Source organism: Arthrobacter sp. JUb119 (assembly GCF_024807995.1).
Lineage (GTDB): Bacteria > Actinomycetota > Actinomycetes > Actinomycetales > Micrococcaceae > Glutamicibacter.
In genome coordinates, this window is the sequence record NZ_JANUFE010000004.1 from 197,826 (window position 1) to 211,684 (window position 13,859).

Below are 13,859 nucleotides of genomic sequence, written 5' to 3' on the forward strand. Positions count from 1 at the left end.
CGCTACAATTCAAGCATTCGAATATTTGTACTAGAAAGTGGTGGGGTGTGGCTGAAGAACAGGAGCTGATGCCTCCGGGAGCAACCCAAGGGCCGGTCCAAGCGGTATCCGCGATGGGTTTCCCCTCGCCAGCACGCGATTATTTTGACGGTGGACTGGACCTGAACCGGTTGCTGGTCCGTGACCGTGTCTCCACCTTCATCATGCGCGTCTCGGGCCACGCCATGCGGTCAGCTGGCATCTTCGACGGCGATGAAGTGATCGTGGACCGATCGCTGGCCGTGCGCCACGGCTCTGTGGTCATCGTCAACCTCAACGGGCAGATGCTGGTGCGCCGCTGGCAGATTGACGGCCACGAGGTTGGGCTGCTCAGCGATGAATCTCCCCTGCCCGTGGTACTGGCCGAAGGCGATGAGGTCAGCGTCTTCGGCGTCATTACCAGGTGCCTGCATCATGTCCGCTGACCACGTATCCCTGGTGGACGTCAACAATTTCTACGTCTCCTGCGAGCGGGCCTTCGACTATTCGCTGCGCAATCGTCCCGTGGTGGTGCTGTCGAACAATGACGGCTGCGTGGTGGCCCGTTCCCAGGAAGCCAAGGATCTGGGCATTCCTACCGGAGAACCCTTCTTCAAGGTCCAACGCTATATGGACTCCCACAACCTTGCGGTGCGGTCAAGCAACTATGAACTGTACGGGGACATTTCTGCCCGGGTCATGGAATTGCTCGGACGCTTCGGGACCTGGCACGAGGTGTATTCCATCGATGAATCTTTCGTCGGCCTGGAAGGCAACCTGGAGCAGGTGCGCAGCACCGCGGCCCAGATCCGTGCCGCCATTGACAAGACTATCGGGGTGCCAGTCTGCGTGGGTGTCTCATCCACCAAGACCCTGGCGAAGCTGTCCAACCATATTGCCAAGCACAATCCGGGACTGGGCGGAGTCTGCGTCCAGCAGCTCATGGATCCCGAGGTCCTGGGCAGTATCCTGAACCGGGTTCCAGTCACCGATGTCTGGGGCGTGGGCCGCAAAACCGGTGCCAAGCTGGCAGCCATGGGCATTGAATCCATCGCGGACCTGCAAGCAGCTGACCCTTTGGCGATCCGCAAGAAGTTTTCTGTCGTCTTGCAGCGCACGGTCTTCGAACTCAACGGGCAACGTTGCATCGGTCCGGTGGAGGAGCGCGCGGACCGCGGCCAGGTCATGTTCACCCGTTCCTTCTCCACGCCGGTGCGCACCTATGAAGCGATGGAAGAAGTCATGTCCATCTATGCGCAGAAGGCTGCCGGCCGCTTGGCGCGCGAAGGCCTGTACGCTTCATTGCTTACCGTCACCGCGGGCACCAGCCGCTTCGCCCGGGGAGAAGCCTCATTCCCCAGTGCCCAGGTGCGCCTGTCGCGTCCGACGCGGGATCCCATCGTGCTCAGCAAGCTGGCAATTGCCGCGATGCGGGATCTGATGAAACCGGGGATGGACTATGTTCGCGGGGGAGTGATCCTCTCCGGGCTCAGCGATTCTCCGGGCGAGCAACAGCTGGACCTCTTTGGCCAGAGTCCCGATCCGGCTGCCGAGGAACAAGAAAACGTCTCGTCGGTAGTCCAGGACATCTCCCTGCGATTCGGTGCCAAATCCATTGGACTGGGGCATGCCGGAATGGCCAAAATCCCTGAATGGTCGATGAAACGAGAGCATATTTCGCAGCGCTACACCACCGACTGGGATGAACTGCTGGTGGTGCGTGCCTAGCGTTCTGCCAACGGCAAAAGGTTCTCGGCTCTTCGGCAACTTCGCAGTTTACGGTGGGAGGATGATCTCATGACTACCCGTGCCAAGCAGCTCATGTCAGTCGGAATCCTGATGACGGTGATGCTCGCTAGCTGCAGTGCGCCGAATGCCCAAGAAGCAGCTTCGAGCAAGTCCGCTGGCAGTTCCAGCAGCCCGAGCAGTACGAGGACTCCTGCGCAGCAGGCAACTCCCAGCCCGTCCGGCAACTCCGGGGCCGAAGAAAGCCCATCGCCTAGCCGCAGCCAGGAACCCTCGCTGCGCCAGCAAGCAGAAGCGCTGGCCGACGAGCTGAGCGCCAGCGAACAGGCAGCGAGCCTCGTGATGGCCGGTGTCCCGGCAACAGGAGCAACCGCTGCGGAAATTTCTGCGATGAAGAAGCAGGGAATTTCCAATGTCTTCCTGCGTGGCCGTTCGCAACTGCCGGTGAAGCAGACCGCCGCCCAGGTCCAGGAAATTACCCAGGGCTTGGAGTCCGGCATTCCCGGGCAATTGCCGGCCTGGGTGGCCACCGATCAGGAAGGGGGCTTTGTCCGGGTGCTCCAGGGCCCCGGTTTCACCGAACTGCCGACTGCGTTGACGCAGGGAGGGTGGCCTGTATCGAAGCTGGAGCGTGAAGTGGGCGCCGCCGGGAAAGAACTGGCTGAAGCCGGCATCAACGTGAATCTGGCTCCGGTGGCGGACGTTGTTCCGGCCAGTATCGGCACCGGCAACGCACCCATCGGCTACTTTGGCCGCGAATACGCGCATGACGCCGCGGGGGTCTCCAAGGCCATTTCGACGGTGAACGAAGCGCTGCGCTCCGAAGGCGTGCAACCGGTAGTCAAGCACTTCCCCGGATTGGGCCGGGTCGCTGGGAACACCGATACCAGTACCAAAGTGACCGATACGAAGATCGATGCGGACTCCAGCGATCTGCAGCCATTCGAGCAGGCTATCGAGCAGGGCAAGTCCTGGGTCATGGTCTCCAACGCCCGCTACTCCCGGCTCGATGGAAAGAACGATGCACCGTTCTCTTCGAAGATCATCACCGGATTGCTGCGTGAGCAAATGGGGTATGGGGGAATCGTGATTTCCGATGATCTCTGTGAAGCCAAGCAGGTCGGCTACCTGCCGGTGGGCGAGCGCGCAGTGAAGTTCGTGGCCGCCGGCGGAACTGTTCCGCTATGCGTTAAATCGGCTCCGGCCATCACCATGGCGAAGGCCCTGGCAGCCGAGGCCAAGGCCGATGGGAAATTCGCGGCCCAGGTAAGAGAAGCCGCAGTACTGGTTCTCGAAGAGAAGCTGCGCATGCAATAAGCTGCGCGGCTGGATCTTAAAGGTGTAGGCCCGGGGCTCTTCCTTACTCGCTAGGAAGTGCCCCGGGCCTGCTCTTGGGAGGTGGAAGGCCTACTTCTTGCCCTTCTTCTTTCCGTCAGTTACTTCCAGAACCTGTGCACGGTCATCATTGCCGTTGTGCAGGTGAAGCAACAGTGCCTTCGATGCCTTGGTGCTGTCTGCAACGGTCACCGGGATCTGGGTACCGGACAGATCGGTGAACAAGGTGCCTTCTGCACCGAAATCAACCTGTGGCGCTGCCACGTTGAAGTCGATCCAGTCGGTCTGGTCAACCGGGATCATCGAGCCGTTCTCATCGGTGTTGTACCAGGAGTAGCCCAGAACACGGTAGGAGATCTCCGACGAATCCTCATCGAGCCCCAGGGCGGACAGGGAGATCGGGAAGACCGCTGCATTGGTGTCGAAGGTGTTGGTATCGACATCGCCGAGCATGCCGTTCACTGGCTGCAGATCAACTTGCTCGCCGGTGGCGAGGTTGAAGGTTGCTGCCAGGTCAAGGTCAACTTCGTCGAATGCGGCGTTGAAGGTAACGAAGTCAGCTTCGCCGTCGCCATTGGTATCGATCTCGACATCCAGCTCGGTGCCGCCAGCCAGATGGGCCCAGTTGGCCCAGGTGGAGATGCCGACATTCAGCAGGCCGTCAGCCACGCCGGTGCGGGCAGCGGTGCTCGATGCGCCAACGTGCTGCAGGTCCACGGAACGGGCCGCCGGGATGCTGTCCAGCGAATCGTCGCCGCGCTCACTCGAAGCCCCCAGCTCGAAGGCACCGAGCAGGGAGGTCACCGAAGTAGCGCCCTCGCCAGCAGTGATGTCCTTGCCCTTCAGGCTCAGGGTGGTGGTATCCGCGCCCTTCTTCAGCTTCTTGAGCTTGCCCTCCATGTCGGCAGCCAGCTTGGGTGCTGCCTGGACTGGAATGCGCAGGGTCGGAGCATCGATGGCAGTCAGCTCGACGCGACCGCTGGCATCGGCAACCCAGGCACGAGCCAGACCGGACTGGCTGGTAGCCATGGTTGGATCGATGGTCTTGGCCCACTGCTGCGGGTCAACGCTCAGGGTGACGTTCAGCTTGGCGCTGCCGCCGGCCGGCACGGTGACACTGCTGCGATCCAAGGTGAAGCTTGCGCCTGGGATCTCGGTAGCGGCCACGTAATTGGCGTCATAGCTCTGCGCCTTGCCGCTGGTGTTCTCAATGGTGATTTCGCGCTGCGCGCTGAACGGCTTCTTGCCTCCCAGCTCGATAACGCCGAAGACCACGCTGGTCAGATCCGCTGCCTCGGAATCGTAGGCGAAAGCAGGGCTCTGGAGTGCTGCATCGGCCATCACGCGACCGGAACCAACACGGTTCGGACCGTAGGCTTCGCCATTGGCGGCCTTGATGTCGGTGGCCGCGGTGTTCATGATGATGCTCTTGGCTTCATATGGGGTGTAGTCGCTGTCTTCCAGAACCAGCGCGGCGATACCAGCAACCAATGGAGTGGCCATCGAGGTACCGGTCATCACGGCGGTGCCGGTACCGGTGCCCACGCCAACCGAGCCGATCTGCGTACCTGGGGCAGCCACATCCGGCTTGACCACGCCGTTGGAACCGTGGACGCCACGCGAGGAAGAGGAATTCAGCGTGTCTGCAACGCCGGACTCGCTGGAGGAACCGCCAACGAATTCGGGGGACAGGGTAACCTGCAGCGTGCCAGCTTCAGCTGCTGGGCGCAGCTTGTTCGACTCGTCCAAGGTGAACTGCGCACCTGGGATGGTCGCGTTGCCGGCGATGCCTGCATCGAACAGGTTGCTTTCTGCATCCAAGAGGACACCGGTGGCACCGGCGGCTTCAGCGTTGTTGAAGCGGGCGCCGGAACCGCAAGGGAACTCGCCGTTCTCGCTCCACTGCAGCCAAACCCACTTGCCTTCCAGCGAACCTTCTTCGAAAGCGTCGCAACCGAATGCGTTATCGGCCGGAGCCATCACTGCTTCTCCGGACAGGACGGCCGGATCAGCATTGGTGTAGTTGAAGTTCGCCGAGTACTGGCCCGAGGCCGAACCGGCGACATTGTCGGGACCATCGACCTGGATCTTGTCCAGGGTGACGTGCGAGCCAACGGAGTTGGCTACGGTCAGCGAGGAGCGCGAGTTGCCCGGCGAACCGCCCACGTCGGTGACATCGCCGGCATTGCCGGAAGCGACAACCGAGAGGATGCCGGCTGCGCTCAGGGCGTCGACAATGTCATTTTCAGGGTCGTTGGCCGGGGAATGATCCGAACCAAGGGACATGTTGACCACGTCGGCGCGGTCCGAGAAGTCGCCGTCGCCGTTCGGATCAAGTACGTAGTCCAGTGCTTGGCCAACCACGGAGGAGGAGCCGCCGCAACCGAAGACGCGGATGCCGATGAGCTGTGCGTCAGGGGCCGAGCCCGGGCCGACCTTCATCTGCGCCAGCGCGTCGGCGTCCAGCGAGGAATAGTCCCCGGTGAAGGTCGAGCCATCGGCGTTGACGCCATAGCCTGCGGTGGTTCCGGCAACGTGGGAGCCGTGTCCGGCAGCTTGGCAGTCAAGCGGGTTAGGGTCCGGATGCGGAATTGGCTGGTAGGTGGGATCGTCGGAGTCGGCGTTGTAGTCATCGCCAACCAAGTCCCAACCGCCAATGAACTTGTTGGTGTCGATCAGGCCCGAATCTGCACCGGGCAGCTCATCGGAAGCCTGGGCTTCCTTGTAGCCTTCCAAGGTGCCCGGGCCGCCGAAGCTGGCATGGGTGTAATCCACACCGGTATCCAGTACAGCCACCTTGACGCCGTCGCCGGTCTTGTCCAGGGACTTCCATGATTCCAGGGCGCCGGTGTCAACTACCGAGCTGCGGTTGGAGGGCTTCTTGGGAACGATGGAGCTGATCTTGGCAACGTCGCTACGCTGTGCAAGCTTGCGCAGATCAGCGGCATCACCGGTCAGTGCGACACCCTGCAGTGCGTTGTGCGTGGTGTAGATGACCTTCGAGTTGGCCTCGGCTGCCAGCTGCTTGCCCTTGGCCTTGACCTCCTTGCCGATCTTCTTGACCTTGGCAGTGTCCTTCTTCTTGCCGGACTTCTTCACCGTCTCGAAGGCGCCATCACCCTGGAACTGAACGAAAACAGACACTTCACCAGTTGATTTGGCAAGAGGTCCGGAGACTTTCAGGTTGGACAGCGCTGATGAACTGGTGATTGGCAGGGACGCGGCATTTTCGCCGTCGCCTGGTTGGGGGATTCCTGCTGCGCTTGCCGGTCCTGACAAGGTAACAGCCAGTGCAAGCGCAGTGGCTGATCCCAAAATCAGGCGCGGCACTCTCTGCGTGCGGCGAGTGACCATGATTCTCCTAGCTGGGCTGGATAGCGGTGCTGCTCCCGTCATGGGCGGGCGACATAAAAGCGGTGCGAGCCTTGATGATCGTCCGGGGTAAACGTCCGCTAGTGCGTATACCCATAGCTGGAATCTTAGGTGACGTAGCTCATATATCAAGGGGTTGTTGAATAGTAACCTTTGGCTGGATATTGTGCTGGCTTGGGAATTTCACAATAAAATCCGCGAACCACTGCGACAAACCCGCCCAGCAAGGCCTGATGGGCCCGTCCATTTTTGAGAAAATTTGGACGCTTTGTTACTCATCAGTTCACTACTTGCTGGGCGGGCGGCGCCGGAATCGGCTTGAAGGCTGCGGTTGCCTAGAGGCGGTTCAGGAAGCTATGCACGCGCTCGTCGAGCAGCTGGATGCGCTCGGCAACGACAACCATTGGGTCCGGGTAGATCGGATTCTTCGGAGGCGGGATCCGCACATTGCGGGAGCACTCGAAGTTCAGGCAGATCAATGTCCCCAAGGTATTGCCGTCACGTCCAGCCTGGCCAGCGCGCTTGGTCGTCCACATGCCTACCGCGCAGGGGATGTTCACATCGCGGCACATCTCGCACATCGTGGCGTTGGTCGGCTTGCGGCCACCGTCGGTGGGGCGCAAGAGGATGCCGCGGGTCTGCCCCGCTTCATCGGTGTGGAGCAGGTAGCCGCGCTGCATCATTTTCGGGTCGCGCCAACCCAGGTACTCCAGCGAATCCCACTCGAGGGAGGCAAAGTTTTCGGGCAGGGTCAATTTCTTCGCTTCTTGGCGGCTGGCGTTGATGAAGGAAGAGCGGATGGTTTTTTCGGTCAATGGCTGCATGGGAAATCCTCAAATAGTCCGCACGCGCTTCATGGGCGCACGGAATCACGAATCGTCAAGGTGTTGAGGTCTGCAAGGGAACGAAAAATTGGGGGCACTGGAACATTGCCTAAGGCAGGAGCCTTAAGCGGAAAATGTGTTGCCAACCCCGTTCGATACGCAGACGAACGGGCAGAGCGTCAAAGTGGCTTGCATAGCCGACCGCTCCTTCCTGTGGTTCTCCACGCATTGATTCTGAGCACTTCCGGAATAACCATAACAAGTGCGGTTGGCTTAGGCCAATGACTGGGATCACGGTTAAAGCAGTTTGCTGGCCACCGCCGTGAACGGCAGTGGCCAGCAAACACTCCAGCAGCCAGGGCCTAGCGGCGGCCGCCCTGCCAGAGTGCGTCAAACGGGGTGTTGCCAGAAACGCGGTTGCGGATGCCTTCGGTGACAAACGCCTTGGCTGTGCGGGCTGCCTCCAGCGGGGTAGCGCCCTTGGCCAGCTCTGCAGTTACGGCTGCGGCCAGCGAGCAGCCCGCGCCGGAGACCGCAACTTCGCCGATCTTCTTCTCGCGCAAGACCTCGAGGGTCGTGCCATCGTAGAAAACGTCCACGGCGTCTTCGCCAGCGATGCGGACTCCACCCTTGGCCAGGACCGCCGCGCCGGAGACCTCGTGGATCTTCTTGGCAGCTTCGATCAGATCATCTTCGGTGGTGATCTTGATTCCCGAGAGCTGTTCAGCCTCGAAGTGGTTCGGGGTGACGAACGTAGCCAAGGGCAGCAAGGCAGCCTTGAGGGCTTCGTCGGTGTCCAGTGCGTGGCCTGGTTCCTGGCCCTTGCAAATCAGCACCGGGTCCAGCAGTACGTTGTCCCACTGCTGGGACTTCAACGCGGTGGCAACGGTGTTGATCGTTGCTGGCGAGCCCATCATGCCCAGCTTGACCGTGCTGAGCTTGTCCTCGTAGCAGGCCTGGATGGCTTCGAGCTGATCGGCAATTACCTGCTGGTCAACGGGAACGAAGCGGTGGTTCCAGGAGTCCTTGGGATCGAAGGAGACGATGCAGGTCAAAGCCACGATGCCGAAGGTTCCCAGTTCCTGGAAGGTCTTCAAATCGGCCTGGGCGCCTGCGCCGCCAGTGGCTTCGGAACCAGCGATGGTCAGGGTCATGGCTGGAGAGGCAGTGTTTGTATTAGTCATAGTCTCAATTGCGGGTAGTGCGGGTAGGGAATGGGATTAGCCGTGCTGCCAGAAGCTGAGCGTGGTCGCTTTGGACCAGCCCTCGGGAAGCTGCTGGGCGTGTTCTGCGGTGGCTACCAGCAGCAGCCAGGGCAGCCCGTGGCCGAAAGCTGCGCCTGCAAAGTTAGCCAGTACCGCGCGGCGAGCCGCATCGGGATCAGCGGGGGAGAAAAGGTCCGGGTCGGTAAGCAGGCCGTAGTTTTCGCCGTAGCGCATGCGTCCTCGGGCGACCGGACGGTCGAAGTCGGTAACCTCAACGACGTCATAGTTATCCATTGGAGCCTCGAAAAGCCCGGACGTATCGGCGAGCTTGACTACCTGCTCGACGTCGTCGGGCTTGCCGGCCAGCAGATGCATGGTCGTGCTTGGCTGCCAACCCGAAGTGGCGAGTTCTGCAGCGGTGCTGTCGTTGGGAGTGCCCAAGAGGATCAAGCGCTGCGCGTCCTTTGGCGCGGACCAGGAAGCATCAGGCCAGTAGCGGAGGATTTCCACGTCTTCACCGTCTTGATTCACCGAACGAATCTCGTGCTGGTTCGGGAAGGAAGCAATGCGATCACGCAGCGTGGCGTAGTCGTGGGTCCAGCTTGGCAGTGCTCGTGCCATTGCGCTCATAGTGCTGCATTCTCCTTTGGTTCGCTAGGGATCACCTATCGGCATGTTTGACTTTACGCCTTAAGGCGCGGTGATACGGAACTCTGTGTCAGGGTGTTTGCCGGCTCGCGCAATCCGCAGCTTTTCAGGAGGCTTTCGGCCGTCTCAGCGGTGAAGGATCTGCCATGGACACCTCGGCAATCCCTGCTGGCCCTGGATCCATCAGTGCCAGCACATCTTCAAAGAGCGAGCGCACCACAGGCAAGCGGCAGAGCACCGCGAACTTGGCGGCAACCGGTGCCATGTTCTTCATCAGAAGCCTGGATCGGCGCTGCTGCGGCGACTGGTCGAAAGCCCACGCCGAGAAGATCTGGCGGGAGACCAGCAGCAAGAACTTCGGCAGATCGCGTCGTATGCCCAATGGGGGCAACGGGCGGGATCCGGAAACGACCTTCTCCCATATCTCCAATTCAATGCTGGAAATCTCGTCGTTGCCCATATCGCGCGCGAGCATCAGACGCAGGAACGCAGGCCCGAAATCGTGATAGGGAGCCAACGCTTCGACGCCCGTGTCGAGTACTGCGCGGATGTTGGCTTCGAGGGTATTTCCCTCTGCGAGCATCCCCGCGCAAAGATCGAATTGCTCCCTGCGCAGGTTCAGCAGGAGCTGGGCAACGATCTCCTCTTTGGACTTGAAGTAGTAGTACGCATGCGACAGGGAAACCCCTGCGTTCGAAGCAATGGCACGCATGCTCGAGGCTTTATATCCGTCCGTGGCAAAGCACTCCAAGGCAGTTGCCAAGAGCTTGGCTTGGGTCTGCTGGCCTTTTTCGGTGCGTGGTTGCGTTGTCATGGAGCCTTTGGATGGAAGTGGGTGAATCCGATTCTACCAATTATTTGAACGCGTTCAAAAAAGGAAAATTTTCATGCTGATGTACGGGAGGACGGTCACTGCACTATTTGTTTCCTCGAATTTATAGTTCGAAGACATTCAAGTGAGATATGAATTTTGGAATTCTTTGATTTCTGAAACATGGTTGGCCTTCAACAGGTGAGAACGTGGCCGCAGTTATGCATGGGATACTTGTTGCGTAAGTGCTAATACAGCGGGACAGCGCGCAGGCATGGAACCTCCACCCTTTTGATTCGTGGGCAGGGCCGTGCCTTTTAGCGATGTTCTGGCGAACCACTTTGACAAGGAAAATTTCATGGGCGATTCCAACGCCAGCAACAATCTGATTCGAACCAAGAACGCGGTTTTCGCTTCTTCGGGTTCTCCCTACTTCTCCACGGTGCTCACCTTGATGGGCGCGGTCGTGATTCTTTCGAATATCGGCGCCTCCAAAGGTGTCAGCTTCGGTCCGCTGGTCACCGATGGCGGTTTCTTCCTCTTCCCGCTGGCCTACATTCTGGGCGACGTCATTGCGGAAGTCTACGGATTGAAGGCGGCTCGCCGTTCAATCCTGGTGACTTTCGCCTTGGCGTTCTTCGCAGTGTTCTGCTTCTGGGTCATGATCCAATTGCCATCAGCCGAGTTCTACGACGGGCAAGACGCATTTGAGCGCACCCTTGGCCCGATCTGGCAGATCGTCGTCGCCTCCGCTTGCGGCTTCCTGGTGGGGCAGCTGGCCAACTCATGGGTGCTGGTCAAGCTCAAGGAACGTACCGGCGAGCGCGGGCTGATTCTCCGCTTGATCGGCTCCAGCGGTGTTGGGGAGTTCCTGGATACCCTGATCTTCTGTGCCATTGCAGCGCCAGTTATCGGCATCGCCGATGCGCCGACATTCATCAACTACGTGGTGGTGGGCTTCATCTACAAGACTGCCGTGGAGGTCCTGTTTGTTCCGGTGACCTCGATGGTCATCAAATGTTTCAAGAAGCGCGAACCTGGCTACAGCCAAGCGGCCATCGCAAGCTAGTGATCCTGTGGGCATCATCCGTGAGGGCGATGCCCACAGCTGTATCCGGACACTAGAATCGATGGCATGCAGACAGGTCAAAGCGCTGAAGTTCAGCTAGAAGCACGCGACTTGACCATTGGCTATCCCAATCGCGTGATCTGCGGGCCGATCAACCTGCAGCTGGCTCCCGGTGCTGGCTTAGGAATTATCGGTGCCAATGGCAGCGGAAAATCAACACTGATCCGCACGATCCTGGGACATCTCATTCCGGTGGAAGGCACCGTCGAGTTCCAAAGCCTTCCCGTGAATGAAAGCTCGGAGCATTTTCGCCGTACCGTCGCAGTACAGGTCACCGACGGCGCCTTCTTCGAAGAACTCACGGTGCGCGAACATCTGGAAATGGTCGCTCGTGGACACGGACTGGATGATTGGGCCCAGTTAGTCCAGGCAGAACTCGACTTCTTCGAAATCACTGCTGCTGCCGATCACCTTCCCGGCGAGCTGTCTTCTGGCCAACGCCGTAAGCTGCTGCTCGCCGCGGCCTTGATCCGTCCGGCAGAACTGCTGATTCTTGACGAACCGGAACAACGCCTGGACCTGCGTATCAGGCAGAAGCTGTACCAGCGGCTTGCCGGGGTACGCGCCAGGGGAACAACTTTGCTAGCGGTGACCCATGATCCGCTGATGGTGCGAAGCTGCGTGGACCAAGTGCTGCTTCTGGATGAAGACGAGGGTGAACTGCTTGATCCGCAGGCAGGGGCGCAGTGGCTTGAGCGCTAGCCGGGTTGCAAGCCATGCCGTTGATTTCAATCCTCGAGAACTGGTCAATAGAGCCAAGAAGCGGCGGAATTTCTCCGAGAAATTCGACAGCTTTTCCGATGCCTATGTCTGGGTGCTGGCCGCGCTGGTGGCGTTGGCCTACCTCTTCAGCGCACTCTTTGGCATGCTGTTTGTGCTCTTGGGCGAGGGCGTAGCGCACCAAGAGCTGCCCAGCGCCGTCTGGCGCTTGCAGGACCTCTCTTTCGTGCTATTGGCCTTGGCCGGCTTGGCAACCTTTCGGCTCATGCTCTACCTGGGGCCTTGCGGGCTCAGTGCGGCCAAGGCCGACTGGTGGCTGCCGCTACCGGTCAAGCTCCGGGCTATCCGCCAGCCGACTTGGCGAAATGCGGTGCTCATCGGTCTTTTCGCGAGCAGCTTTGCCGGTGCGTTGTGGCTGATCGTGATGCTGGGGCTGGCCGGATCGCTCCCGGTACCCGTTGCAGTCCTTGGGCTCGCCTGCTTCGCAGTGGCCGGTGTCGGGCTTGCCAACGCGGCCACGGCGATCCAGGGGAAGAACCACCAAATAGCTGCGCGACGGATCTGCGACTGGGTGGGCCTCGGGCTGCTCATCGCCTTGGCCGTGCTGTGGATGCTCTTGATGTTCCAGATTCCTTGGGCCCAAAGCCTGGTTGGCGCTATGGCTGCGGCCACCTTGAAGCCGGCTGCCTGGGTGCTCGCCTTGCTCGTTATCCTGGTACTTAGCGGCGCGAGTACGTACGGTGCGTTTCGCCATTTTGACCAGATTCCGGGCCAGGCGTTGCGTTTTGCCGGAGAGCACCAGCAATTCGCCGTGGGGGCTTTGATGCAGGGCGACTCGCGAGGCCTCTCGGCTCCGGCGACATCCGCTATTAGCCGCAGGCGCGCACGCGGTGGCAAGCTCACCGCCAAGTTGCCGGTGGCGTGGCGCATTCTCTGCCTCCGTTTGCTGAGGGGAGGCCGTTGGCATTCGGTGGCCGGGTTCCTGCTCCTGGCTTTCGCGTTGGCCGCCACGGTTCAGCGAATTGCCAACCCGCTGAGCGCAGCGGCCTTTTACCTGGTGCTCTGCCTGGTTCTCACCTTGAGCATTTCCGCGACCATTGCACCGCTCGTTTCCGAACGGCAGCTCACCCAGCTTCTAGGGATTTCGGAACAGCGCCTGATGCGGGCAGCAACGCTGTATGCAATGCTCTTTTCAGCCACCGCCTTGCTGTTCTTGACCGGCGGGCTGGGAATGCTGGGCATGATCCAGCTGGATCGCATTTGGCTTTGGATCGCCGCAGGCCTGGTCGCCGCGTTGGGGTGTGCTGCGGCAAGCAGTGCCCACGCCAGCAGGGAAGAACGGGACTGGGATGCATTACTCGGGGGAGCCACCAGCGAGTCGGCCGTGGCCACGTATCTTTTCCTGGAAACAGCGACTTTCCTTCGGGCAGCTGCCACGTTCTCGCCAATTTTCTTCTTGGTGCTCAGCCCCGGTACTCCCATTCCCTTGTTGCTGTGGATCGCGGCAATGCTCTTTGGTGCAAGTGCCCTGGTTCAAGTTTCCGGCAGGAAGCTGGGCGCGGGGGCGTAGGTAGTCTTGGAGGATGAACGATTTGATTTCCATCCACGAGCCCGATGGGCTTTCCGCAGAATTGCTCTACTCAATACTGAAACTGCGTGCCGAGGTATTCATCGTCGAGCAGCGATCGTGCTACCCGGACATCGATGGCCGCGATCTGGATGCCGGCACTGTGCATCTGGTGGCCACCGAGAACGGGAAAGTGCTGTGTACTGTGCGAATCATGGACAGCGCAAGCGGCACTCCGCGCATTGGGCGGGTTGCAACGGCCGCAGAAGCCCGAGGCCGGGGCCTGGCCGGGGAACTCATGCAGCGTGCCGTGGCGCTTTGCGCTCCGGAGGCGGAGATCCAGCTCAGCGCCCAGACCCAGCTGGAGGGCTGGTACGGAAAGTTCGGTTTCCTCCGCTCCGGAGAAGACTATGACGACGACGGGATCATGCATTTGCCGATGACCCGCGCAGGGCAGAGGGCTTCGGCTTAGAAAAGCCAGAGG

12 protein-coding genes are annotated in these 13,859 nt (G+C 60.3%); 7 read left to right on the top strand and 5 right to left on the bottom strand.

The genetic code is table 11. From position 1 onward, the window contains the following. Nucleotides 1-47 precede the first annotated feature (47 nt). From M2368_RS12365 to M2368_RS12375, 3 genes are all read left to right on the top strand, one after another. Entirely contained in the window at nucleotides 48-464 is a 417-nt protein-coding gene (locus M2368_RS12365) for a LexA family protein (protein ID WP_105658603.1), read from the top strand. Then, entirely contained in the window at nucleotides 454-1,746 is a 1,293-nt protein-coding gene (locus tag M2368_RS12370) for a Y-family DNA polymerase (RefSeq protein ID WP_332594866.1), read from the top strand. The genes M2368_RS12365 and M2368_RS12370 overlap by 11 nt, the downstream gene beginning before the upstream one ends. Nucleotides 1,747-1,815: 69 nt before the next feature. Beyond that, nucleotides 1,816-3,081, top strand: coding sequence for a glycoside hydrolase family 3 N-terminal domain-containing protein (locus M2368_RS12375; RefSeq protein WP_332730651.1), 1,266 nt, complete (start codon nucleotides 1,816-1,818; stop codon nucleotides 3,079-3,081). A gap of 90 nt (nucleotides 3,082-3,171) precedes the next feature. Here M2368_RS12375 and M2368_RS12380 read toward each other — a convergent pair whose 3' ends face one another. The 5 genes from M2368_RS12380 to M2368_RS12400 all read right to left on the bottom strand — a co-directional run bounded on the left by M2368_RS12380 (nucleotide 3,172) and on the right by M2368_RS12400 (nucleotide 9,962). After that, on the bottom strand, nucleotides 3,172-6,243 hold the full coding sequence (locus M2368_RS12380) for a S8 family peptidase (protein WP_402697311.1): 3,072 nt from the start codon (nucleotides 6,241-6,243) through the stop codon (nucleotides 3,172-3,174). A 563-nt stretch (nucleotides 6,244-6,806) separates the two neighbouring features. Beyond that, nucleotides 6,807-7,295, bottom strand: coding sequence for an FBP domain-containing protein (locus M2368_RS12385; RefSeq protein ID WP_105658599.1), 489 nt, complete (start codon nucleotides 7,293-7,295; stop codon nucleotides 6,807-6,809). Between the two features lie 362 nt (nucleotides 7,296-7,657). Continuing rightward, nucleotides 7,658-8,479: a hydroxymethylpyrimidine/phosphomethylpyrimidine kinase gene (locus M2368_RS12390; RefSeq protein WP_105662427.1), complete on the bottom strand. Its 822-nt coding sequence runs from the start codon at nucleotides 8,477-8,479 to the stop codon at nucleotides 7,658-7,660. 36 nt (nucleotides 8,480-8,515) lie between these two features. After that, complete coding sequence (locus M2368_RS12395) at nucleotides 8,516-9,130, bottom strand: hypothetical protein (protein ID WP_133834364.1); 615 nt, start codon at nucleotides 9,128-9,130, stop codon at nucleotides 8,516-8,518. A 124-nt stretch (nucleotides 9,131-9,254) separates the two neighbouring features. Then, the gene (locus tag M2368_RS12400) at nucleotides 9,255-9,962 is read right to left on the bottom strand and encodes a TetR/AcrR family transcriptional regulator (protein WP_332487407.1); all 708 of its coding nucleotides are present in this window, start codon (nucleotides 9,960-9,962) and stop codon (nucleotides 9,255-9,257) included. Nucleotides 9,963-10,317: 355 nt separating this feature from the next. Here M2368_RS12400 and M2368_RS12405 point away from each other — a divergent pair, with 355 nt between their 5' ends. The 4 genes from M2368_RS12405 to M2368_RS12420 all read left to right on the top strand — a co-directional run bounded on the left by M2368_RS12405 (nucleotide 10,318) and on the right by M2368_RS12420 (nucleotide 13,847). Then, nucleotides 10,318-11,028: a queuosine precursor transporter gene (locus M2368_RS12405; protein WP_498724543.1), complete on the top strand. Its 711-nt coding sequence runs from the start codon at nucleotides 10,318-10,320 to the stop codon at nucleotides 11,026-11,028. A gap of 66 nt (nucleotides 11,029-11,094) precedes the next feature. After that, nucleotides 11,095-11,790 carry an ABC transporter ATP-binding protein gene (locus tag M2368_RS12410; RefSeq protein WP_105658594.1) on the top strand — a complete coding sequence of 232 codons (696 nt, stop codon included), beginning with the start codon at nucleotides 11,095-11,097 and terminating at the stop codon, nucleotides 11,788-11,790. Continuing rightward, nucleotides 11,780-13,378 carry a hypothetical protein gene (locus M2368_RS12415; protein ID WP_332487411.1) on the top strand — a complete coding sequence of 533 codons (1,599 nt, stop codon included), beginning with the start codon at nucleotides 11,780-11,782 and terminating at the stop codon, nucleotides 13,376-13,378. Before M2368_RS12410 ends, M2368_RS12415 begins: the two co-directional genes overlap by 11 nt. A gap of 13 nt (nucleotides 13,379-13,391) precedes the next feature. After that, nucleotides 13,392-13,847 carry a GNAT family N-acetyltransferase gene (locus tag M2368_RS12420; RefSeq protein ID WP_105658592.1) on the top strand — a complete coding sequence of 152 codons (456 nt, stop codon included), beginning with the start codon at nucleotides 13,392-13,394 and terminating at the stop codon, nucleotides 13,845-13,847. Nucleotides 13,848-13,859 lie beyond the last annotated feature (12 nt).